General features: G+C 57.8%; 24 protein-coding genes. 19 read left to right on the forward strand and 5 right to left on the reverse strand.

What is annotated here, in order from left to right; translation table 11 throughout:
• Together B5E84_RS05535 and B5E84_RS05540 are read right to left on the reverse strand one after the other, a co-directional pair.
• On the reverse strand, positions 1–308 hold a 308-nt coding region (locus tag B5E84_RS05535; protein WP_143469183.1), incomplete at its 3' end, for a hypothetical protein.
• A gap of 238 nt (positions 309–546) precedes the next feature.
• Complete coding sequence (locus tag B5E84_RS05540) at positions 547–1,329, reverse strand: nucleoside phosphorylase (protein WP_087220703.1); 783 nt, start codon at positions 1,327–1,329, stop codon at positions 547–549.
• 207 nt (positions 1,330–1,536) lie between these two features.
• Between B5E84_RS05540 and B5E84_RS05545 the strand changes: the two genes are divergently transcribed.
• From B5E84_RS05545 to B5E84_RS05585, 9 genes are all read left to right on the forward strand, one after another.
• Complete coding sequence (locus B5E84_RS05545; protein WP_087220430.1) at positions 1,537–2,058, forward strand: methyltransferase family protein; 522 nt, start codon at positions 1,537–1,539, stop codon at positions 2,056–2,058.
• A gap of 166 nt (positions 2,059–2,224) precedes the next feature.
• Positions 2,225–3,457: an AfsR/SARP family transcriptional regulator gene (locus B5E84_RS05550; RefSeq protein WP_087220433.1), complete on the forward strand. Its 1,233-nt coding sequence runs from the start codon at positions 2,225–2,227 to the stop codon at positions 3,455–3,457.
• Between the two features lie 112 nt (positions 3,458–3,569).
• Positions 3,570–4,385 carry an HAD family hydrolase gene (locus tag B5E84_RS05555; protein WP_162612813.1) on the forward strand — a complete coding sequence of 272 codons (816 nt, stop codon included), beginning with the start codon at positions 3,570–3,572 and terminating at the stop codon, positions 4,383–4,385.
• Positions 4,386–4,405: 20 nt separating this feature from the next.
• Positions 4,406–4,879 carry a Cys-tRNA(Pro) deacylase gene (gene ybaK, locus B5E84_RS05560; RefSeq protein ID WP_087220706.1) on the forward strand — a complete coding sequence of 158 codons (474 nt, stop codon included), beginning with the start codon at positions 4,406–4,408 and terminating at the stop codon, positions 4,877–4,879.
• 271 nt (positions 4,880–5,150) lie between these two features.
• Complete coding sequence (locus tag B5E84_RS05565) at positions 5,151–5,921, forward strand: cell wall hydrolase (protein WP_242963309.1); 771 nt, start codon at positions 5,151–5,153, stop codon at positions 5,919–5,921.
• A gap of 154 nt (positions 5,922–6,075) precedes the next feature.
• A complete protein-coding gene (locus tag B5E84_RS05570) occupies positions 6,076–6,729 on the forward strand; it encodes an HAD-IA family hydrolase (RefSeq protein WP_087220442.1) in 654 nt (217 codons plus the stop codon).
• Positions 6,730–6,741: 12 nt separating this feature from the next.
• The gene (locus B5E84_RS05575) at positions 6,742–7,518 is read left to right on the forward strand and encodes a class I SAM-dependent DNA methyltransferase (protein WP_087220445.1); all 777 of its coding nucleotides are present in this window, start codon (positions 6,742–6,744) and stop codon (positions 7,516–7,518) included.
• On the forward strand, positions 7,515–8,393 hold the full coding sequence (gene hslO / locus B5E84_RS05580) for an Hsp33 family molecular chaperone HslO (protein WP_087220448.1): 879 nt from the start codon (positions 7,515–7,517) through the stop codon (positions 8,391–8,393). The genes B5E84_RS05575 and hslO overlap by 4 nt, the downstream gene beginning before the upstream one ends.
• Before the next feature lie 13 nt (positions 8,394–8,406).
• Complete coding sequence (locus tag B5E84_RS05585) at positions 8,407–8,841, forward strand: acyl-CoA thioesterase (protein ID WP_087220451.1); 435 nt, start codon at positions 8,407–8,409, stop codon at positions 8,839–8,841.
• Positions 8,842–9,172: 331 nt separating this feature from the next.
• On the opposite strand, the gene B5E84_RS05590 is transcribed toward B5E84_RS05585, so the two are convergent.
• Positions 9,173–9,370: a cold shock domain-containing protein gene (locus B5E84_RS05590; protein WP_087220454.1), complete on the reverse strand. Its 198-nt coding sequence runs from the start codon at positions 9,368–9,370 to the stop codon at positions 9,173–9,175.
• 84 nt (positions 9,371–9,454) lie between these two features.
• The gene (locus B5E84_RS05595; RefSeq protein ID WP_204248547.1) at positions 9,455–10,018 is read right to left on the reverse strand and encodes an AAA family ATPase; all 564 of its coding nucleotides are present in this window, start codon (positions 10,016–10,018) and stop codon (positions 9,455–9,457) included.
• A gap of 240 nt (positions 10,019–10,258) precedes the next feature.
• Between B5E84_RS05595 and B5E84_RS05600 the strand changes: the two genes are divergently transcribed.
• Complete coding sequence (locus B5E84_RS05600; protein ID WP_087220711.1) at positions 10,259–10,807, forward strand: DUF5662 family protein; 549 nt, start codon at positions 10,259–10,261, stop codon at positions 10,805–10,807.
• Between the two features lie 89 nt (positions 10,808–10,896).
• Here B5E84_RS05600 and B5E84_RS05605 read toward each other — a convergent pair whose 3' ends face one another.
• Positions 10,897–12,006 (reverse strand): ribonuclease H-like domain-containing protein, encoded by a 1,110-nt coding sequence (locus B5E84_RS05605; RefSeq protein ID WP_087220458.1) that lies wholly within the window; start codon positions 12,004–12,006, stop codon positions 10,897–10,899.
• Between the two features lie 156 nt (positions 12,007–12,162).
• Here B5E84_RS05605 and ruvA point away from each other — a divergent pair, with 156 nt between their 5' ends.
• The 9 genes from ruvA to B5E84_RS05650 all read left to right on the forward strand — a co-directional run bounded on the left by ruvA (position 12,163) and on the right by B5E84_RS05650 (position 23,286).
• Entirely contained in the window at positions 12,163–12,777 is a 615-nt protein-coding gene (gene ruvA, locus B5E84_RS05610) for a Holliday junction branch migration protein RuvA (protein WP_087220461.1), read from the forward strand.
• Positions 12,778–12,807: 30 nt separating this feature from the next.
• Positions 12,808–13,803: a Holliday junction branch migration DNA helicase RuvB gene (gene ruvB / locus B5E84_RS05615; RefSeq protein ID WP_087220463.1), complete on the forward strand. Its 996-nt coding sequence runs from the start codon at positions 12,808–12,810 to the stop codon at positions 13,801–13,803.
• A gap of 280 nt (positions 13,804–14,083) precedes the next feature.
• Complete coding sequence (locus B5E84_RS05620; protein ID WP_087220466.1) at positions 14,084–14,431, forward strand: cell division protein ZapA; 348 nt, start codon at positions 14,084–14,086, stop codon at positions 14,429–14,431.
• Between the two features lie 312 nt (positions 14,432–14,743).
• Positions 14,744–16,957, forward strand: a complete 2,214-nt coding sequence (locus B5E84_RS05625) for a peptidase U32 family protein (protein WP_204248548.1) — start codon at positions 14,744–14,746, stop codon at positions 16,955–16,957.
• A gap of 36 nt (positions 16,958–16,993) precedes the next feature.
• Positions 16,994–18,313, forward strand: coding sequence for an FtsW/RodA/SpoVE family cell cycle protein (locus tag B5E84_RS05630; protein ID WP_204248549.1), 1,320 nt, complete (start codon positions 16,994–16,996; stop codon positions 18,311–18,313).
• Positions 18,300–19,730 (forward strand): peptidoglycan D,D-transpeptidase FtsI family protein, encoded by a 1,431-nt coding sequence (locus B5E84_RS05635; RefSeq protein WP_087220472.1) that lies wholly within the window; start codon positions 18,300–18,302, stop codon positions 19,728–19,730. Before B5E84_RS05630 ends, B5E84_RS05635 begins: the two co-directional genes overlap by 14 nt.
• A 32-nt stretch (positions 19,731–19,762) precedes the next feature.
• Positions 19,763–20,536: an FAD binding domain-containing protein gene (locus B5E84_RS05640; RefSeq protein ID WP_087220477.1), complete on the forward strand. Its 774-nt coding sequence runs from the start codon at positions 19,763–19,765 to the stop codon at positions 20,534–20,536.
• A gap of 1 nt (position 20,537) precedes the next feature.
• A complete protein-coding gene (locus B5E84_RS05645) occupies positions 20,538–21,014 on the forward strand; it encodes a (2Fe-2S)-binding protein (protein ID WP_087220480.1) in 477 nt (158 codons plus the stop codon).
• Positions 20,998–23,286: a xanthine dehydrogenase family protein molybdopterin-binding subunit gene (locus B5E84_RS05650; RefSeq protein ID WP_087220483.1), complete on the forward strand. Its 2,289-nt coding sequence runs from the start codon at positions 20,998–21,000 to the stop codon at positions 23,284–23,286. The genes B5E84_RS05645 and B5E84_RS05650 overlap by 17 nt, the downstream gene beginning before the upstream one ends.
• Positions 23,287–23,299 lie beyond the last annotated feature (13 nt).

A 23,299-nucleotide genomic window follows, 5' to 3' on the forward strand; every position in this document is an offset into this window, starting at 1 on the left:
ACCCCCACCCCATGACACCCCGCCAAAAACAGCGGCCCAAAGGTGCGCAGCCGGCTTTTCAGCGATATGCCGATCAGGGCATCCGCCAGCTGCAACATCATCATCGCCGCCGTCACCGTCAGCAAAAGGCCGGGGGCGGCGGCGCGGAGGGGGATGGCGGCGAGAAAGGTGAGGGCCAGCCCTCTGGCCAGCAGGTAGAGAGCGTTGGCCCGGCTGTTTCCCCGTTCGCGGAAAACAGCGGCCAGGGCGAACCCGACGCCCAGAAGGGCGCTGATAAAAGTGGTATAGGCAGTAAACCAGTATTCCATAACTCCTCCTTCCGGCAGAATGATCCGCCAAAATACTTTTTCAAAATCATCCGCCTAAATCAAAACATCGGCCAAAATCATCGCATCGGCCAAATCATCGGCCAAAACCGTCTGCCAGAACGGTTTCGCCCGTCGGCCGCCTCAAATAGCCTGCGCCCCCATTTCCACAGAATTTCTCAATCCACCATCCATCATACATTCAGTTCAGATGCGCAATCGCTATCTTTCACTCATTTACTCATTCGTTCCACGCCTCCCGCAGCGCCAGTCCGCATTCAAACCCCAGGGCCATATACTTCTCCGTCTCGGAAACCCCGTACTGGGCCAGATCCCGGATGTCCCAGGTCTGGGTACTCAAATCGTCTGCCCCGTACAGAAACTGGAGAAAGGGAATGCCACGGTAGCGGGCGGCGGCAATCATGGAGGCGCACTCCATCTCCACCGCCAGACAGCCGTCCTCCCGCCGTTCCCGGATGACCGGCACCGTTTCCCGGTAAATCCCGTCGGAGGTCCACGTCTTTCCCTTCACGTAAGGACAGCCGCAGGCGGAAAGCACCCGCTCCAGGACCTGGATCGAGCGGGGATCCATTTCGATTTCCGGGGACGGAGGGGCATAGTGATAGCTGGTGCCCTCGTCCCGGATAGCAGAGACGGGGATGATAATGCGGCCCTTCACCGCCTCATCGTCCAGCACCCCGCAGGAGCCGAACAGCACGAAGGTTTCCGCCCCCATGGCCACCACCTCCTCAAACCCGGAAACGCAGGCGGGAGCCCCCACCCTGGACAGGTAAAAGGCGATGTCTGTCCCGCGATAGCGGAGGCGGTAGACGGGAAGGACGCCGTTGGCGGTGTAAAGCTCTGCGATCTGCCTTGTGCCCTCAAGGGAGGCAAAGGCCTGGATCATGGCCTCCGAAAACGTGGAGACACACAGCTTTGGAAAGCCGTCCACCGGTTTGGTGGTGTCAGAGGGGGAAAATAAAGCCGGTTCAGAAAGCTCTGTCCGTTGAAAAATGGTGCGAATGGTTCGGTTTTGTGCCATTTGTCGTCCTCCTTTCTCATCTGTGTCCCATAATACCACAAAACAGGTGAGAAGTCACGAATCCTCGCGAACGCCGTTCTCCTGCCTAGTTTTCCTGTCCCGCCGGAAACAACGCTGGAAAAAGACGGAAAATTCTGATAAAATGGAGACAAATGAACCGTCAAACGGAAAAAGGGAGGAAAAAAAACCATGAATGGAGGCGTTCTGCTGATTCCGTTTCTGGCTGTGCGGTTTCTGCTGCCGTCGGCCTTTGACTCCGCGGCTTTGAGACGAGCCGCCTATTTTGCGCCCATGCAGGGGTCAGAGAGGCTCGCCTACGGCGTTTATCAAATATCCAATACCGGCATATTCCTATACCTGTTCTTTTTAAAGATTTCTGCTGCCCTGTCTTGGCCCTTTTGCGCGGGGGCAGCCTGCTATGGGATAGGGCTTTGCCTCTTAAGTGCCTCTCTGGTGACCTTTTCCCGTCCGGACCGCGGGAAAATGAAGGAAACCGGGCTTTACCGCCTTTCCCGCAACCCCATGTACGTGGCGTATTTCATCTGCTTTTTGGGGATGGCTCTACTGACCCGGTCAGTTCTGTTTCTTGGGCTGGTGGCTGTGTTTCAGATTTCGGCCCACTGGGTGATTCTGGCGGAGGAGAGATGGTGCCTGGAACAGTTCGGAGAGCGTTACCGGCGGTATATGGGAAAGGTGAGACGCTATATTTGACACGATTGGATGAAAATCACAAGGCATTTCCCTCTAGCTGGTAGAAATTAGGGAAAATATGTAGTATAATGAATAAATCTTGAGAAACTGCAGCGGGGACCGGCCGCCGGCGTAAAGGCGTGCTGCCGGGTGCCCGTTTTTCGGGCGGCTTTCAGGACAGTGGGTGATGAGGAGAGTGGAGACTTTGGCTGTGCTGCGTATCCGGATGCTGGGCAATCTGTCAATGGAATATAATGGAAAAGAAGTGGAGCGGGATTTTTCTGGAAATGGGAAAATTCTCCAGCTCTTTCTGATCTTGGCGTGGGCCGGGGAAAAGGGGATCAGCCGCGGGAAACTGCAGGACTACCTCTACGACGTGCGCACGGCCAATTCCGGAAACGCCCTGCGGGTGACGCTTTCCAGACTGCGGCGTCAGCTGGCGGACAACGGCGTGACGGGGCCGGATGCCATCCAGTACCGCGGCGGGGTCTACGTGTTAAATGACGACGCCCTGGAGCTGGAAGTGGATGCTGTCCTTTTGGAGCGGGCCTGCTCCCGCGCCTTTCAGGACCGGGATCCGGAGAGCCGGCTGGCCCTTTTGGAGCAGGCGGCCGGATATTACAAGGGAGAGTTCCTGCCTGCCATGTCCGGGGATTCCTGGGTGGAGGCCATGCGGGGAAAATACCAGGGCCTTTATGAAAACTGTATTCGGGAGGCCTGCGCGCTCCTGAAAAGCCGGAATGACCAGGAAAAAGTGGCGGCCCTGTGCGCCCAGGCGCTGCAGGTCTGCCCTATGGACGAGTGGAGTGAGTGGCTGATTGAGAGCCTGCTGGCACTGGGGAAATACCGGGAGGCGAAAAAGGCCTACGACGAGGCTGCCAGCCTGTTTTTCGGCCATGAGGGCCAGGAACCGTCCAGAAACCGTATGGAAAAATTCCGGAAGATGGGCAGCAAAATCCAGATGATGGAGCGAAGCAGCCAGGACGTGAAGGACGGCCTTAAGGAGGAAGGGGACATTTCCGGCGCCTACCGGTGCAGCTATCCAGGCTTTCTGGACTGTTTCCATATGTGTGTGCGGATGGCGGAGCGGAAGGATTCCGGCAGCTATCTGATGATCTGCACCGTGGTCAGCCGCAATGGCAGGGAGGTCCAGAGCGAGAGCCGCATGGGCTATTATTCGGAACTGCTCTGTCAGGTGGCAGGGAGCCAGCTGCGGCGGGGAGATGTGTATACCGTATACCGTCCCGGCCAGGTGCTGATTTTGCTCAACTTCCTGAGGAAAAAGAACCTGGAGTCCGTAAAGGAGCGGCTGCGTTCCGGTTTTCGGGAAAAGAGCGCCAGAAAGGCTACCCTGCGGTTTGAGACCATGGACGTGTTTTACTGGCAGAATCAGGAGGAACGGGCGCGGGATCAGGGATGATAGAGGCCGTCCCGGGGATTTGTGAACAATATAACGAAACTTGTCAAAATCTCCCGGATCGGATATGCTGAAAGCAGATATGATCGAAGGCATAAAAAACAGGAGAGACATTATGGGACAGAAGAAATTTTTAGTTTGCATTGATTCAGACGGCTGCGCCATCGACACTATGGACGCGAAACACAAGCTCTGTTTTGCCCCTCTGATGGTGGAAAAATGGCATATGGAGGCGCACCGGGCGGAGGCGGAGGAGATCTGGAATCACATCAGCCTCTATTCCATGGACCGGGGGATCAACCGGTTTAAGGGCCTGGAGATGACCTTGAAGGAGTGTGTGAAACGCGGATTCCTGCAGGAGGATCTGACGGATTTCTCCAGCTGGCTGCGGGAGACGGACGTATTTTCCAACGGCAGTCTGGAAAAGCGGGCGGGGAGGGAAAAAAGCCCCATTCTGGAAAAGGTTCTGGACTGGTCCATCACCAGCAACCAGGCCATTGCCGCCCTGCCGCTCAGCCAGGCCTTCGACGGAGTGAAGGAAACCTTAGCTTTCATGAGCGGACAGGCGGAGCTGGCGGTGGTGTCCTCTGCCAACCGGGAGGCGGTGGAGGCGGAGTGGAACCGCCACGGCCTTCTCCCCTTTGTGAAGGAGGTTATGGCCCAGGATTCCGGCTCCAAGGCAGCCTGCATCGCCAGGCTGATGAAGGAAGGCGGATTTGACGGAGACCACGTCCTCATGATCGGCGACGCGCCGGGGGATCAAAAGGCGGCGGAAAGGAACGGGGCCTTATTTTTCCCGTCCATCATCCGCCGGGAGACAGAGAGCTGGAAACGGCTCCGGGAGGAAGGCTTTGACCGGTTTGTGGCGGGAACCTACCGGGGAGCGTACGCCGATGGGCTGGCGGAGGAGTTTCTGGAGGCCCTTCGATGAGCGCCGGGGAAAAATCCGCTGTGGAAAAGACGAATGTGATGCGCCTTTTGGAGCAGGCGGGCATTTCCTATGAGGCCAGGGAGTACGAGGTGGACGAGAAGGATCTCTCCGGCTCCCACGCCGCGGATGTCATGGGGGAAGACCACGACAGCGTGTTCAAAACCCTGGTGCTGAAGGGGGAGCGGACGGGGTATCTGGTCTGCTGCATTCCCGTGGACGAGGAGCTGGATCTGAAAAAGGCGGCCAAGGCTGCCGGGGATAAAAAGGTGGAGATGCTCCCCATGAAGGATCTCCTTGGCGTTACCGGCTACATCCGGGGCGGCTGTTCCCCTGTGGGGATGAAAAAGAAATTCCCTACTTATATAGAAGAAACGGCGATTTTATTTGACCGGATCGCGGTGAGCGCAGGGATGCGGGGCAAGCAGATTCTGGTGTCTCCGGAGGCGCTGGCCGGATATGTGGACGGGACATTTGTCTCCCTTACAAAGGAATAATCAGTTGACATAAGGCAGAGGAGTCAAAATCTCCCCTGCCTTAAATGTTAAATTATTTAACAAAAATGTAATAATTACAGAAACGGGCTATTCGCAGACTGCATAAAAAAGCCTGTATTATCCGGCTATAATTTAGGAACATGAACCATAAGAACAAAAATGAAATGAAAATTTAAAGAAGATTATGACAAAATTGTGAAATAACGATTGACTTTTGTAACAATCCTCCAATATAATTTTGGGCGTCACCCCGGAACAAGGAGGAATGTGTATGCTGACTTTAACGTGTCATCGTTTTGCGGCAGCCGCGGCAACGGTAGCCGTAACGGCTGTGGTGGCCTTAACCACCGGCAGCATTGAAACTGGCGGCCCCTTAAACGCCATGGCGGAGACCGTATCGGCTCCAGCAGCGGCAGAGACCACTGCCACCAGAACGATATACAGTACAAAAGAAGGCCAAACAGGTCCTGGCCATGTGATCGACGCGAAATTGAATGTGAACATTGCCGACGCAGAGGCCTTAAGGGATGGAAGAATGCTTGCGGGCGGTCTGATTCAGAAGACCGTGCAGGAGCAGCTGGAAAAAGAGGAGCTCCTGAAACAGCAGGCAGAGGAGAATATCAGGCTGCTGGAGGAGCAGGAAAAGCAGGCCGCGCGGGCGGCGATCAACTGCTCCGCCGAAGATTACAATACGCTTTTGCGGATCGTGCAGGCCGAGGCCGGCGTCTGCGATGAGAAAGGAAAGATCCTGGTGGCCAACGTGATCATCAACCGGGTCAAAAGTCCCCGGTTCCCCAACACGGTCACCGGCGTCGTATATCAGAAAAACCAGTTTTCCCCGGTTTCCAACGGCAGTATCAACCGGGTCCGGATCACCCAGGAGACCATCGACTGTGTGGACCGGGCGCTGGCGGGAGAGGACTACTCCCAGGGCGCGCTGTTTTTCATGAACCGGAGCCGTTCCCGGAGAGGGGCGGTGGGCTGGTTTGACAGAAGTTTAACATATTTATTTGCCCACGACGGGCATGAATTTTTCAGATAGGCCGTTTGCGGGAGCGGCCTGGAAGGGTTGACGAATAGAGAGAAATCCTGTAAGATTAGGCATAGCCTGATGGATGAGAGAGGACTGGTCATCATGTGGCCGGTCCTTTTTGTTGTCGTAGGAAACGGTGTTTCCCGCGAATGGGAGAAAGAGGATGAAGGACTATTTACTGTTTGATCTGGATGGAACACTGACGGACCCGGAGGAGGGGATCACCAAGGCCGTGCAGCTGGCGCTGGCCCACTTTGGAATCCAGGTGGAGGACCGGACGCGGCTGCGTCCGTTTATCGGGCCGCCCCTCTGGGATCAGTTCACCGAGTGGGGGCTGACGGGAGAGCAGGCGAATGAGGCCGTGTCCGTGTTCCGGGAATACTATCTGGAAAAGGGCGTTTACGAAAATAAGGAGTACGCCGGCATCCGGGAGATGCTGGGGGCGCTGAAGGGCGCCGGCTACCGCCTGTACGTGGCCACCTCCAAGCCGGAGGGAACGGCAAAGATCGTCACGGACTACTTCGGGCTCACAGAGTTGTTTGACCGGGTGGCCGGAGCCAGCACCGATCAGGAACGGGTGCGGAAGGCGGATGTGATCCGCTACCTGCTGGAGGCGGAGGGCATCACCGACCTGTCCGCGGCGGTGATGATCGGAGACCGGAAACACGACGTGCTGGGAGCAAAAGAGGTGGGGATGGATTCCATCGGCGTGCTCTACGGCTACGGAGACCGGGACGAGCTGGAGACGGCGGGAGCCGGGTATATCGCGGCCACAGTGGAGGAGCTGGAGGAGTATCTTCTGGCCCAGGCGGACTAAAGGGAGGAAAACATGGAGGCTTATTCCGGATTTGCGCAGGTTTACGACCTGTTTATGGACAATGTCCCATACGACGATTGGTGCCGGTATCTCACCGGCCTTTTAAAAGACTGGGGCGTAGAAGACGGACTGGTGCTGGATTTGGGCTGCGGCACAGGAGCCATGACGGAGCGGCTGGCAGCAGCCGGCTACGATATGATCGGGGTGGACAATTCCGAGGAAATGCTGGAAATCGCCATGGAAAAGCGGACGGCCTCCGGGCGGGACATCCTGTATCTGCTCCAGGATATGAGGGAGTTTGAGCTCTACGGCACCGTGAGGGCAGTGGTGTCCGTCTGCGACTCCATGAACTACATTTTGGACCTGGAGGATTTGACCCAGGTGTTCCGCCTGGTGAACAATTATCTGGATCCCGGCGGCATTTTTGTGTTTGATCTGAACACGGAGTACAAGTACCGGCAGATGGGGGATGAGACCATCGCCGAAAACCGGGAGGACGGCAGCTTTATCTGGGACAACTACTATGACGAAGAAGAACGGCTCAACGAGTATGAGCTGGCCGTTTTCGTAAAAGAGGGAGACCAGGGGCTGTACCGGAAATATGAGGAAACCCACTACCAGCGGGCCTACTCCCTGGAGGAGATACGGGCAGCGGGGGAGAGGGCCGGGATGGAATTTCTGGCGGCCTATGACGCCTTCACCAGGGAGGCGCCGAAGGCGGATTCCGAGCGGATTTACCTGGTGTTTCGGGAAAGAGGAAAAGACAGAGAGAGGATGAAGGAACAATGACAGATTATATTGTGAGAGCGACGGCGGCGGAGGGACAGATCCGTGCCTTCGCGTCAACGACGAGGGAGCTGGTGGAGACCGCCAGGGCGGCCCACAACACCAGCCCGGTGGCCACGGCGGCCTTAGGACGGCTGCTGACGGCGGCAGGGATGATGGGCGTGATGATGAAGGGGGAGAAGGACCTGCTCACCATCAAGATCCAGGGCGACGGCCCCATCGGCGGCCTGACGGTGACGGCGGACGCCAAAGGGGACGTAAAGGGCTATGTCTTTAACCCTGGGGTCATGCTCCCGCCAAACGCCAAGGGAAAGCTGGACGTGGGCGGCGCCCTGGGAGTGGGCGTCCTCAGCGTGATCCGGGATGTGGGCTTAAAGGAGCCCTACGTGGGACAGACCATTCTGGTAACCGGTGAGATCGCAGAGGATCTGACCTATTACTACGCTACCTCGGAGCAGACTCCGTCCTCCGTGGCCCTGGGCGTTCTGATGAATACGGACAACACCGTGCGCCAGGCCGGCGGCTTTATGATTCAGCTTATGCCGGGGGCCTCCGACGAGATCGTGACGAAACTGGAGCGGACCCTGGGGGAGATCACCTCCATCACCAGCCTGCTGGATGCTGGGAACAGCCCGGAGATGATCCTGGAGCACATTTTGGGAGAGTTCGGCCTGGAGATCTTGGACCGTCTTCCCACCCGCTTTGTCTGCAACTGCACCAAGGACCGGGTGGAGAAAGCCATCGTCAGCATCGGAAAAAAAGAGATCCAGGAGATGATCGACGACGGAAAGAGCATTGAGGTGAACTGCCATTTCTGCAACAAGCACTACGAGTTTACGGTAGAGGAGCTGCGGGAACTTTTGGAGCAGGCGAAATAGGAGGGGCGGCGCCATGAAGATGGAACCCTATGTGCGGGTGACCCAGTACCATGAGACGGATCAGATGGGTATTATCAACCACATCAACTACATCAAGTGGCTGGAGGAGGCCCGCGTGGATTTTCTGGAAAAGCTGGGCTACGGCTATGAGAAAAGCGTGGAGCAGGGCATTGACTTCGCAGTGCTGGGGATCAGCTGCCGGTATCTGAAAATGACCAGGTTCCGGGAAACGGTGAAGATTTACGTGACAGGCAAGGTGTTAAAGCCCATGCGGATGACTCTGGCCTACCAGGTGGTGGGAGAGGACGGTAGCCTCCGTTTCACCGCGGAGAGCGAACACTGCTACTACTCGTCGGCAAAGGGCCTCCCTGTGGCTTTAAATAAGGAGCTGCCGGAGCTTTACGCCCTGATGGAGAGCTGCATGGAGGCGGAGGACGGGAATTCATAACCGGATGCTCCTTCCATGGCCGGGGAATTTTTCCTGCCATGGGAAACGGCGGTTCCTATGATGGCTGGCTGCGGCACAAAGGCCACCGCCACCGGCGGATGTGCGTTTCCTGTCAAGGAAAATGGCTGCTGCCGCCGCCGCGCTCCGGCGCGAGTGTGCGCTACTGCGATACTTTTTAAAGAAAATAAGACAAAAATGGGAAAGCGCCCATGCCTCCGGAACACCGGCGGCGGGGCGCTTTCCCGCAATCACGTTTCAATCCATAGAACTTCTTTCAAAAAAATAAGATTTATTTAATGAAAAAGGTACATTGGTTGGCCCATTATAAAAATTATAACTTCGTAACGTTGGTTGCCTGAGGTCCTTTCGTGCCGTTTACTACGTCGAACTCAACGGCTGCGCCCTCGTCTAAGGACTTGAAACCTTCCATGTTCAGTCCGGTGTAGTGTACGAATACGTCATTTCCCTGCTCGTCGCAGATGAAACCGTATCCCTTCTGGTTGTTAAACCACTTAACTGTACCCTTCATATGATACCTCCAAAAATAAAATGAAAATGGTGTAGGCCGCGTTTGCCGCGGCTACGTACAGAATAGCATAGTTTCCTGGGAGTGTCAAACGATTTCAGAAGGATTTCCGCGCTTCTCCCGCGGGGAGCCGGGGGCGGAAAAATCCTCGTTTTCCGGCAGGGCGATGATCTCCTCCCCGATCTGTTCCACCGTTTTTCCGGCGGTGTCCACTTTCCAGGTGTTCAGGGCCTCATAGAGGGGAAGGCGGGAGAGGCTTCGCTCCACCACGTCCTCCGTCCGGATTCCGGCGGCCACGTCCCTCATGAGCCGCTCCGTCAGCTCCCGTTCCCCGCACACCAGGGAAATGGCTTTTACGGCACAGTCCGGCCGGCGGACGGAGGAGAGGATGGCATCCAGGATGTCCTGCTGGTGCAGCACCCAGCAGAAGATGACGGTTTCGTAGGCGGAACAGCGGAGAAACTGGTTCAGGAGAAAGCAGATATTTGTAAGGACCATGGCCTTCGTCTCCTCCGTCACCTGAAAGGGATGGGAGTCCCAGCACCAGTCTCCGTCTAAAAATACGCTGCCAGGGAGCCGCCGTTTCAGATGCTGGCACAGGGTGGTTTTTCCCACGCCCATGGGGCCGCCGATAAGATATAGGGTTTTCAAGGGGATTCCTCCTTTTTGGCAAATGATTTCTGAAATCTATTTTACTACATCTGTTTGGGGTGGGAAAGAGGAGAACTCGGGAAATCCCATGAATGGGAATGGACTTTCCCGCCCTGCCATGCTATACTAGGCGGCAGAATGAAAGAAAAAACGGATCCGGATAGGAAACCGCCACAGGAGCGCGGCCGCGGGCACGCTCCTGTTTTCCGGCGTCCGCCCGCGGGAAATGAGGCGCAGACTATGAAACTGAACCATATATGGGGACATTTTAAGACTATCACCACCCACAAATGGCTGGTGATGAAAAATTGCTTTCGCATCGGACTGTACCGCCAGGGCTTGCTCCACGATTTGTCCAAATACGGCTGGACGGAGTTTTCCACTGGGGTGCGGTACTACCAGGGAAACCGCAGCCCCAACGCGGCGGAGCGGGAGGAAAAAGGCTACTCGGCGGCCTGGCTCCACCACAAGGGCAGAAACCGCCATCATCTGGAATACTGGATGGATGTGTCTCCGAAAGGGAAAGAGGCGGGGATGGTGGGAGTGAAAATGCCATTAAACTACGTGATGGAGATGATGATGGACCGGATCGCCGCCTCCAAGGTGTACCGGGGAAAGGACTACACCGACGGCTCCTCCTGGGAATACTTCTGCCGCTCCAAGGAATATCTCCTCATGCACCCGGAGACAAGGGCCTTGGTGGAACGGCTGCTGCTGATGCTGCGGGACGAGGGGGAGGAGAAAACCTTTGCCGAGATCCGGGCGCTGTTGAAGAAAGGGAGTTATTAGAACGGCGGCAGGGAAGGGCCCGGGCGGCTGCGTCTGACCCGGGACGGCGTGCTCCGGCGAGGGCCAGACGCAGCCGCCCGGTTTTCGTGTTACGATTTGACCGGCAGACTGGAGGCCACCAGGCTTTTTACGTAACTGGAGAGACAGGGACAGGCCATGGGATCCTCCGGCAGCTCTCCGTAGGAGCATTTGGAGCGCAGCTCCTTTCGGAAGGCAGGGGTGAGAACCGGCTCCGTCTGGGGAAGAAACAGCCCCCTTCTGCGGGTGTAGCAGGTGGCGGCAGTGGCCTTTTTCCTGGCCGCCTTGTCCACAAATTCTCCTACGCTCTTGTGAATGGCCGTATCCTCATAAATCAGATAGTAATAGTCCTTGTAATCCGGGTAAAAATACTTTAATTCCCCGTCAAAGAGGGGGATGGTAAGCTCCAGCCGGTCGTCCTCCGCAGAAAAATGGACCCCGTCCAGGGCGGGATGGTCCCAGGCCACCGGCGTGGGGAGGGAGAGGGCGCCGCGGCAGGACAGCTGGAGAAAGAATTCCTTCGTTCCAAAGAGATCCTCCTCCGTCCGGATCGCCCCTTCTTCTGGCAGAAAATCCCCCGCCAGGAAGTCGGGATAGGATAAAATTGGCAGGATCCGGGGCATTCCCATGAGATCCTCCTCGTTGTGCAGCATCAGCATCCGGTAGAGGGCGTCCTCTCCGGTGGTGAGATAGTCCTGGTATACCTGGATGAGCTGTCCTCCGGTGTAGGGATCCTCCCGGTAAATGCCCAGAAACCGTTCCACAGCCTTTAATTTCAGGCTGTCCAGGCCCAAAAGCTTTTTGAAGGGCCTTATTTTTTTGTAAATATCCCAGCTCTCAAAGGCGGAGAGAGGGCAGAGGATCCCCAGGCTCTGGCATCGCTTTTCCAGGTAGGGAAGATCAAAGGTATCCCCGTTAAAGTGCACCAGGGTGGAGAAGGGGGTCAGAAAGTCAAAAAAGGCCCGCAGCACCTCCTCCTCCGCTCCCGGCCGGTCTACAAACCACTGGATCAGGTTCCACACGCCGTCTTTGACATAGACGGCGCCGATCAGGTACAGGCTGGACGTGGCCCCGGAAAAGCCGGTGGTCTCAATATCAAAAAATAAAAGCTCCTCCGGCCGCCCGATCCGCTCCAAAGGATAGGAATCGCCGGGGGAGAATGTCTTTTCTACAACAATCATAGGAGTTCCTCCCGAAAAAACCGTTCTGATTCCCTCATTATAGCCGCAAAAAAAGCGGCCGTCAATGCGAAACAGAATATTTGTTCGATTTCCGGTTGCATTGGGGGGCGTGATATGTTATGATGTAGGGACAACGAATGAAGGAGAGAGGACAGATTGATTTCCTATATAAGAGGCATTTTAAGCGAGGCATCTGAGGATGGGATTGTGGTGGAGACCGGAGGGATCGGCTATGAGATCCGGGTGCCGGTGACGGTTTTAGAGCGGCTTCCGGCCCTGGGGAGTGAGATCAAGGTGCACACCTATCTGCAGGTGCGGGAGGACGGCATTGGCCTGTTCGGTTTTCTGGGAAAAGGAGAACTGGCCGTATTCCGCCAGCTTCTGGGGGTGGGCGGCATCGGCCCCAAGGGAGCGCTCGGAGTGCTGTCCGCTCTGCGGCCGGACGATCTGCGTCTGGCGGTTATTTCCGGAGATGCCAAGGCCATCGCCAAGGCGCCGGGAATCGGTATCAAGACGGCTCAGAGAATCATTCTGGATTTGAAGGATAAGGTATCTATGGACGACATTCTGCCGGCGGAGGCCTTTGGAGACGGAGAGAAGGCAGCCGCGGCCGCGCCGGGAGTCAGCCAGGCGGGGCGGGAGGCCATCGAAGCCCTCACGGCTCTGGGCTATTCTCCCATGGAGGCGGCGAAGGCTGTGGGCCGGGTGGAGATTTCCGGGGACATGACGGCGGAGGACGTGTTAAAGCAGTCCTTAAAGTTCCTGATCTGACAGTAGAGAGACGGAAAGCAGGTTGAGACTATGGAGCGGAGAATCATCACGACGGATGTCGTGACGGAGGAAGAAAAAAAGATCGAGGGGACGCTGCGCCCCCAGTATCTCAATGAATATATCGGGCAGAGCCGGACGAAATCCATCTTAAAGGTGTTCATCGACGCGGCCAAATCCAGGGGGGAGTCTCTGGATCACGTGCTCTTTTACGGCCCGCCCGGCCTGGGAAAGACCACTCTCTGCGGCATCATTGCCAATGAGATGGGGGTAAATATGAAGGTGACCAGCGGCCCGGCCATTGAAAAGCCGGGAGAGATGGCAGCCATTTTAAATAACCTCCAGGAGGGGGACGTGCTGTTTGTGGATGAGATCCACCGGTTAAACCGGCAGGTGGAGGAGGTGCTCTACCCGGCCATGGAGGATTTTGCCATCGACATCATGCTGGGAAAGGAGTCCTCCGCCCGTTCCATCCGGCTGGAGCTGCCCCGCTTTACCCTGGTGGGAGCTACCACCAGAGCGGGCCTTCTGACGGCCCCCCTGCGGGACCGGTTCGGCGTGGTGCAGAAACTGGATTTCTACACTCCGGAGGAGCTGGAGGAGATCATTGTCCGCTCAGCCAAGGTGCTGAACGTGGAGATTGACCGGGACGGAGCCGGTGAGATCGCCAAGCGTTCCAGGGGAACGCCCCGTCTGGCAAACCGTCTGCTCAAACGGGTGCGGGACTTCGCCCAGGTGAAGTACGACGGGGTGATCACCAAGGAGGTGGCGGATTTTGCCCTGGACATCCTGGAAGTGGACCGCCTGGGCCTGGACAATAACGACAGGAGCATTCTGCTCACCATCATTCAGAAGTTTTCCGGAGGCCCGGTGGGCCTGGATACTTTGGCGGCGGCCCTGGGAGAGGACGCGGGGACGCTGGAGGACGTGTACGAGCCGTATCTGATCATGAATGGCCTGTTAAACCGCACGCCCAGAGGGCGGATGGCCACGGAGCTGGCCTACCATCATCTGGGGCTTGCCCGGTAAACATCCGTACCATACAGGAACGCTGCCGGGCCGTCAGCCGTTTCCACTGTGAGAAACGCGATCCGCCAGAGGCCTTTGCGCCGCAGGAAATCCGCGGGGAGTGCAGGTTGCGGTTCATGGGTTGCTTTGTCAAGAAAGCCCTAATGAGTGCAGGCTCCTGAGACACAAGATATTGAAAAATCACTGGAATAATAGAACATGATATGGTATACTTTCACTAGCCCCGCAGAGCGCGGGAGAGGAACGGTGCATAAAAACCGCCACGATAGGAGATAAAGGGATGGAATCCAAGAATTACGCAGAAGTGCTGATAGACGGTGAAATTTACACCTTAGAGGGGGAGGAGGAGGAAGGATACCTCCAGCGGGTAGCCAGCTATATCAATGAAAAGATCTCCCTCATGAAGAAACAGAAGGGCTACACGAAACAGAGCCGGGATTACCAGGTCACCATGGTGGAGTTGAACATCGCCGACGACTATTTTAAGAGCCAGGAGCGAGTGCGGCAGCTGGAGGAGCAGAATCACAGCCTGGAGAAGGAGGCTTACAGCCTGAAACACGAGCTTGTGACCACGCAGATGAAACTGGAAAAAGCGCTGCGGGATCTGGATGAGGCGAAGAAGAAATGATGACTGGATGGGGGTGCCGCTGGGCTGCATCTCCATTTTCGTGTTTAAATAGGAGACGCAGGGGCTGCATAGCAGAAATCCCCGTCAGAGAAATGTTTCCTGTAAAAACGTATGGGCAGTAGCGCTCACTCGCGCCGGAGCGCGGCTGCGGGCTATCCCCTGTTTGAAGGAAAGGCTGCGCTCTGTGAAAACGGGGACTGAATCCCCTAGGGGCGTGGCCGGGAGAAGAAAGGCTGGGTTTAAAGGTAAAGGTTCGGCGGGACACTGAATGCCCGCGGAATCAGACATGAGAGAGAAGAAGGAGGAACTGGATTGGATAAGAGACAGGTGGAGCTTTTGGCGCCGGCCGGCTCCTATGAGAGTATGACCGCCGCTGTCTGCGCCGGAGCGGACGCGGTGTACATCGGCGGTTCCCGTTTCGGGGCCAGGGCTTATGCCAATAATCTGGACGAGGAGGCCATGCTGCGGGCCATCGACTACGTGCATCTGCACGGACGCCGTCTGTACATGACGGTGAATACCCTGATGAAGGAGCGGGAGTTAGAAGGCCTGTTTGACTATTTAAATCCTTACTATATGCAGGGGCTGGACGCGGCCATCGTCCAGGATCTGGGAGTGTTTTCCTACTTAAAGGAGCATTTTCCGGGGCTGCACCTCCACGCCAGTACCCAGATGACCATCACCGGCGCCTACGGCGCCAGGCTCTTAAAGGAGCTGGGAGCCAGCCGGGTGGTGACCGCTAGGGAGCTGTCCTTAGAGGAGATCCGGGAGATCAAAGAGCAGGCGGACGTGGAGATTGAAAGCTTTGTCCACGGGGCCCTCTGCTACTGTTATTCCGGCCAATGCCTGATGAGCAGCCTGATCGGCGGACGCAGCGGCAACCGGGGCCGGTGCGCCCAGACCTGCCGCCTGCCCTATGAAGTAAAACAGGGCGGAAAGACGTTAAATAAGAAGGACGAGAAATACGTACTGAGCTTAAAAGACCTCTGCACCCTGGATCTGATTCCCGATATGCTGGAGGCGGGGATCTATTCCTTAAAGATCGAGGGTCGGATGAAAAGCCCCAGATACACCGCCGGAGTGGTGAGCGTTTACCGCAAATACGTGGACCGCTACCTGGAGTACGGCCGGGAGGGCTACCGGGTGGAGGAGGCGGACAAGCGCCTGCTTTTGGACCTGTTCGACCGGGGCGGTTTCTCCGACGGATATTATCAAAACCACAATGGCCGCCATATGGTGGCGTTAAAAGAAAAGCCGGCGTTCCGGGAAGGAAACCAGAGTTTATTTGACTACCTGGACAAAACCTATGTGGAAGGGGAGCGCCAGGAGCCTGTAAAGGGGCTGGTGTCCCTGCGGGAGGGAGAGCCGGCGGCCCTTTCCCTGGCAGTTTCCGGCCTGGGAAAAGAGGAGCCGGAGCGGGAAATCCGCGTCGCCGTGACGGGACAAGAGGCTCAGACCGCTTTAAATCAGCCCATTACAAAGGAAAAGCTCCTTAAGCAGATGGGAAAGACCGGAGGAACCCCCTTCGTATTTGAAACCCTGGAGGCGGAGATGAGCGGAAGTCCCTTCCTGCCGGTTCAGGCCCTCAATGAGCTGCGCCGTCAGGGGCTTAAGGCCTTGGAGGACGCGGTGCTGGGACAGTACCGCCGGGAGAGTGGGACGGCAGAGCCGGAAAAGATCGGTTCCGAAAAACGGCAACGGGAAACCGGGCAGCCCTGCCGCCTCACCGCCCAGACAGAGCGGGAGGACGTGGCGCGGGAGCTTTTGACCATTCCGGAGATTTCCCGGATCTATCTAGATTCCTGCGGAATCGGGGCGGAGCGGTGGGAGGAGTTGGCGGCCGCCTGCAAAGCGGTGGGGAAAGAGTGCTATCTCAGCCTGCCCCAGATCTTCCGGAAAGAGGCGCGGGAGTATTTTCGCCGGGAGAGGGAGTCCTTCCTGGCGGCCGGCTTTGACGGCTGCCTGATCCGCTCGGCGGAGGAGCTGCTGTTTTTGCGGGAGGAGTATTCCTGGAATGGAAAGCTGATCTTTGACAGCAGCCTCTATACCTTCAACCGGAAGGCGCAGGAGACCATGATCCGCCTGGGAGCGGACGAGCTGACCTATCCTCTGGAGCTTAACAGCGGAGAGCTGGGCGCCCTGGACGGCCTGGGAGAGGAGCTGGTGGTCTACGGAAATCTCCCGGTAATGGTGTCTGCCCAGTGCATCCGCCGCACCGTGTCCGGCTGCGATCACCGGCCGGAGGTGGTGCGGTTAAAGGACCGGCTGGGGAAAGAATTTCCCGTGAGAAACTGCTGCCGGTTCTGCTGTAATATCATTTACAACACCAGCCCGCTGTCCCTTCTGGGGCAGGAGCGGCAGGTGGAGCGCCTGGGGCCCGCCGGGCTGCGCCTTCAGTTTACCCTGGAGGAGCCGCGGGAGGCGGGACAGATCGCCAGGGCCTTTGCGGACAGTTTCCTCCACGGCCGGGCCGTTTCCCTGCCCGGATCCTTTACCAGGGGCCATTTCAAGCGTGGCGTGGAGTAAGGACAATGGGAAAATAAGGTTAAAAAAGGTGACAGTTTGACGACACTGATATTAGAAGGTTCCAAATACCTGATGACGTTCCTGATGATTTTTTACGCCTACCTGAATTTCCGGTTTTTCGGAGAGCGGTACGACATCAGGAAATTAAAGCTGTGCAGAAGGCAGAATGTGGTGATGTTTCTGATCCACTTTCTGGGCTACCTCTCCCTGTATATCAGCCGGGGGGAGGACCGGATCCTGGTGTTTTACGGGGCGCAGGTGCTGTTTTTCGGCCTGTATCTGGTCTTGTCCAGGGTGTTTTACCGGAATATTTCCCGCCTTCTGCTCAACAATATGTGCCTGCTGCTAAGCGTGGGCTTTCTCATGCTCTCCAGGCTGAATATGGAGCGGGCGGTGCGCCAGTTTGCCATTGTGGCGGTGGCGGCGGTGCTCACCTGGATCATTCCCTTCATCATAGACCGGGTGTGGCAGCTTTCCAGGATCCCCTGGGTCTACGGCGGGATCGGCCTCATCCTCCTTGTGGCGGTGTGCGTGGCGGGAACGACCAGCTACGGGGCGAAAATGTCCCTGGAATTTCAGGGGATCAGCCTGCAGCCGGCAGAATTTGTGAAGATCAGCTACGTGTTTTTTGTGGCTACCATGTTTTACCGGGCTACGAATTTTAAGGCGGTGGCGGCCACTACGGCCATGGCGGCGGCCCACGTGCTGGTGCTGGTGTTTTCCAAAGACCTGGGAAATGCCCTGATCTTTTTCCTGACCTACCTGTTCATGCTGTTTGTGGCTACGAACAACTGGTTTTACCTGTCTGCCGGCCTGGCAGCCGGCTGCGGCGCGGCGGCTATGGCCTATCAGCTGTTTCCCCACGTGCAGAACCGGGTGGCGGCCTGGCTGGATCCCTGGTCGGACGTGGCGGACAAGGGCTATCAGATCGCCCAGTCCCTCTTTGCCATCGGCACCGGCGGCTGGATGGGCATGGGGCTGGACCGGGGCCTTCCGGGAAAGATTCCCGTGGTGGAAAAGGACTTTATCATTTCCGCCATCGCCGAGGAGCTGGGAGGGCTTTTTGCCATCTGCCTGATCCTCATCTGCCTGGGCTGCTTTTTACAGTTTATGATGATCGCCACCAGGATGCAGGCCATGTTTTACAAGCTCATCGCCTTCGGGCTGGGCTGCGAATACATCGTGCAGGTATTTCTGACGGTGGGCGGGGCTTTTAAGTTCATCCCTCTCACCGGTATGACCCTGCCGTTAGTGAGCTACGGAGGCAGCTCCGTGGTGGGGACGTTTATCGTGTTTGCCGTCATTCAGGGCCTCTATATCTTAAAGAGAAATGAGGAAGAAGATGAAAAAGAGTAATCCGAATCCAAACGCGAACCGGAATATTCTCCGTCTGGCGTACGTGGTCGCCGGGGTGTTTGTGTGTATGCTGCTGTATCTGGGGTATTTCCTCCAGTTTGAGAGCGGCTCCGTGATCAACAACGCCTACAACCCCAGGGTGGACCTTTTAGCGGAGCGGGTGGTGCGGGGCGAGCTGCTAAGCTCCGACGGCCAGGTTCTTGCCAGGACGGTGACGGCGGAGGACGGCTCGGAGCGGCGGGAGTACCCCTTCGGCTCCCTCTTTGCCCACGTGGTGGGCTACACAGGAAATGGGAAAACGGGGATCGAGTCCCTGACGAATTTTTACCTGCTTACCTCCCACGTGAACCTGGTGGAGCAGGTGTTCAATGAGTTTTCCGGTGTGAAAAACCTGGGGGATAACGTGGTAACCACCCTGGATGTCCGCCTGCAGCAGACAGCCTACGACCTGCTGGGGGACCGGCGGGGGGCGGTGGTGGTGATGGAGCCGGACACGGGAAAGATCCTGGCCATGGTCTCCAAACCAGACTACGACCCCAATGCCATCGCCGAAAACTGGGAGGCCCTGACGGCGGACGAGGCCGGGGAGGCCAGGCTGTTAAACCGGGCGGCGCAGGGGCTTTACGCCCCCGGATCCACCTTTAAGATCCTGACCCTTCTGGAATATTTGCGGGAGCACCCGGAGGACTACGGGGAGTTCCGGTTTGACTGCGACGGGACGTATGAGAACGGGGAGTACACCATCCGCTGCTATCACGGAGAGGCCCACGGCAGCCAGGATCTCACCCAGGCCTTTGCCAATTCCTGCAACGGGGCCTTCGCCCAGATCGGCCTTGGCCTGGATAAAGCGGGCTTTGGGGAGCTGGCGGAGCAGCTTTTGTACAACAGGCAGCTGCCCCTGTCCCTGCCCTACAGCGAGAGCTCCTTTGCCATGACGGCGGAGGCGGACACCTGGGAGACGCTCCAGACCGCCATCGGCCAGGGAAGGACCCAGGTCACCCCCGTTCATCAGACCATGATCACCGCGGCCATCGCCAACGGCGGCACGCTGATGAAACCGTATCTCATCGACCGCGTTGAGAGTGCCGGCGGCCAGGAGGGAAAGAAATTTATGCCCTCCGCCTGGGGCGAGCTGATGACGGCGAAGGAGGCGGCGGACCTCACGGAGTTTATGAGAAATGTGGTGGCTACAGGCACCGGTTCCGCCCTGCGCACCGACGCCTATACGGTGGCGGGAAAGACCGGCTCCGCCGAGTTTGAGACGGGGCGGGAGACCCATGCCTGGTTTACCGGCTTTGCCCCGGCGGAGTCGCCCAAGATCGCGGTGACGGTGATTGTGGAGGAGGGCGGCTCTGGAGGAAGGGCCGCGGCTCCCATTGCGAGAGGGATTTTCGACGCCTATTTTTCCGGAAATTAGGCGGCGTGACAGATACAAGAGGAGGTTAGGAAATGTTCAGTGCGAGAGAGTATGTGAAGGCGAAAAGCCTGGAGGAGGCCTGGGAGCTGAATCAAAAGCGGTCCAGCGTGATTGTGGGCGGCATGATGTGGCTGAAAATGGGAAACAGCCAGAAGGGGACGGTCATAGATCTGTCCGGCCTGGGCCTGAACACCATTGAGGACAGGGGAGAGGAAATTTCCATCGGGGCCATGTGCACCCTGCGGCAGCTGGAGACGGACGAAGGGCTGGAGCGGGCCTTTAACGGCGTGTTCCGGGAATGTGTGCGCCACATCGTAGGCGTCCAGTTTAGGAACGGGGCCACCGTAGGCGGCAGCGTGTACGGGAGATACGGATTTTCTGACGTACTCACCTGCCTGCTGGCCCTGGACAGCTATGTGGAGCTGTACCGCGGCGGCGTGGTTTCCCTGGAGGAGTTCGCGAAGATGCCCTATGACCGCGACGTGCTGGTGCGGATCATCGTAAAAAAGGACGGCCGGAAGGCGGCTTACGTCACTCAGCGAAACACGAAAACGGATTTTCCTGTCATCGCCTGCGCCGTTTCCAGGAAAGGGGACGACTGGTGGGTGTCTGTGGGCGCCCGGCCGAAGAAAGCGGAGCGAATCCAGATAAGCGGGGCCGGAAAGACGGCGGCCCAGCTGGCCGGCGAGGCCGCGGGACAGTTTTCCTACGGCAGCAACCTGAGGGGAAGTGCAGAGTACCGGGCCCACCTGGCGGAGGTCTATGTAAAACGTCTGATGGAGACATTGGAAAAGGAGGAGGCGTAGAATGGAGATCACAGTCACATTAAACGGAAAGCGGCTGAAAGCGGAAATTGATCCGGGAGAGTTGCTGTTGGATTTTGTGCGGAGACAGGGCTGCTACAGCGTAAAACGGGGGTGTGAGACCTCCAACTGCGGCCTGTGCACCGTCTGGCTGGACGGTACTCCCGTTTTGAGCTGCTCCACCCTGGCGGCGAGGGCGGACGGCAGAGAGGTGACGACCCTGGAAGGGGTGGAAAAGGAGGCTGCGGCCTTCGGCCGGTATCTGGCGGGAGAGGGCGCTGAGCAGTGCGGATTCTGCAGCCCCGGCCTGATCATGAATGTGCTGGCCATGGAGCGGGAGCTGTCCCGGCCCACGGAGGAAGAAATCAAGGAATATCTGGCGGGAAATCTGTGCCGCTGTACGGGATACATGGGCCAGCTGCGGGCCATTGAACGGTATTTAAACGAAAGAGGGGGAGAGACGGATGGAGAGAACGGCTAAAGTAGTAGGCAGCCCGGTGATGAAAAAGGACGCCATGGCCCTGGTTACGGGAAAACCGGTGTACACCGACGACATCGCGCCGAAGGACTGCCTGGTGGTAAAGGTGTTGCGCAGCCCTCACGCCCACGCCCTCATTGAGGAGATCCGGACGGAGGGAGCGAAGAAGGTGCCGGGAATCGTCACGGTTCTCACCTGGGAGGATGTGCCGGACAAGCGGTTTACCATGGCCGGACAGAGCTACCCGGAGCCAAGCCCCTATGACCGGCTGATCTTAGACAAGCGGGTGCGTTTCGTGGGAGACGCGGTGGCCATTGTAGCCGGGGAGACAGAGGCGGCAGTGGATCGCGCGCTAAAATTAATTAAGGTGAAATACCAGGTGCTGGAGCCGGTGTTAGACTTCCGCACGGCGAAGGACAACCCCATTTTAGTCCATCCGGAGGAGAACTGGCGCAGCCTCTGTCCGGTAGGGGCGGACAATCAGAGGAATTTATGCGCCTCCGGCTGTGAGAAGGACGGAGACGTGGAGGAGGTGCTGAAACGGTGTGACTACGTGATCGAGCGCACCTACCACACCAAGGCCAACCAGCAGGCCATGATGGAGACCTTCCGGGCCTTCACCACCATGGACACCTACGGCAGGCTGGTGGTCACCGCCTCCACCCAGGTGCCCTTCCACGTGCGCCGCATCATCGCCCACGCCCTGGACATCCCCAAGGCAAAGGTGCGGGTGTTAAAGCCCAGGATCGGCGGCGGGTTCGGGGCCAAGCAGACGGTGGTGGCGGAGGTGTATCCCGCCATTGTCACCTGGCTTACGGGACGGCCGGCGAAGATCGTCTACAGCCGGTACGAGTCTCAGATTGCCTCCTCTCCCCGCCATGAAATGGAGATGAAGGTGCGCCTGGGAGCGGACAAGGACGGAATCGTAAAGGCCATTGACCTTTACACCCTGTCCAACACCGGCGCCTTCGGCGAGCACGGGCCTACCACCGTAGGCCTGTCCGGCCACAAGTCCATTCCCCTTTACGCGAAGGCGGAGGCCTTCCGGTTTACCTACGATGTAGTGTATACCAATCGGATGTCCGCCGGGGCATACCGCGGCTACGGCGCCACCCAGGGACTGTTTGCGGTGGAGTCGGCGGTGAATGAGCTGGCGGACCTCCTTCACATGGACCCGGTGGCTCTCCGGGAGAAAAACATGGTGAAGGAAGGCGACTATATGCCCGCCTACTACGGGGAGACGGCGGCCAGCTGCGCTCTGGACCGCTGTATGGCCCGTGTGAAGGAGATGTTTGGCTGGGAGGAAAAATACCCGGTGAGAGATATGGGGAATGGAAAGGTGCGGGCCGCCGGCGTGGCCATGTCCATGCAGGGTTCTGCCATTTCCGGCCTGGACGTGGGCTCCGTCACCATCAAGCTCAACGACGATGGTTTCTACAGCCTGATGATCGGCGCCGCTGACATGGGAACGGGCTGTGACACTACCCTGGCCCAGGTGGCCGCCGACTGCCTCTGCTGCGACCTGGACAACATCATCGTCCACGGAGTGGACACGGACATTTCCCCCTATGATTCCGGTTCCTACGCCTCCAGCACCGCCTACCTCACCGGCGGAGCGGTGGTAAAGACCTGTGACACCCTGATCGGGCGGATCCTGGAGAAGGGAGCGGAGTACCTGGGCGTTTCCGCGGATCAGGTGGAGTTTGACGGAAAGCGGGTGTACCGTCTGGACGGCTCCGGGGAGATCAGCTTGAAAGACATCGGAAACAGGGCCATGTGCAGCAACGGGTATGCCCTGGAGGCCACCGAGTCCAACACCTCCCCTGTGTCTCCGCCTCCCTTTATGGTAGGCATGGCCGAGGTGGAAGTGGATCTGGAGACCGGGGCGGTGGAGCTTTTGGACTACGCCGCCGTGGTGGACTGCGGCACCCCCTTAAACCCCAATCTCACCAGGATCCAGACAGAAGGTGGCCTGGCCCAGGGAATCGGCATGGCTCTCTACGAGGACGTGACCTATTCTCCCAAGGGACAGGTGTACGAAAACTCCCTGATGCAGTATAAAATCCCCACCAGACAGGACGTGGGCACCATCCGGGTGGAGTTTGAGAGCAGCTATGAGAAAACAGGCCCCTTCGGGGCAAAATCCATCGGCGAGGTGGTGATCAACACCCCGTCCCCGGCCATCGCCAGCGCCGTGGCCCACGCCACCGGCGTTTACGTCAGGGAGCTTCCCATCACGGCGGAGAAAATCTACCGCGGCATGACCTCCCGCTGATTGGCGGAGAGCT

The sequence above is a fragment of the Lachnoclostridium sp. An14 genome, assembly GCF_002160755.1.
Taxonomy (GTDB): Bacteria; Bacillota; Clostridia; order Lachnospirales; family Lachnospiraceae; genus Lachnoclostridium_A.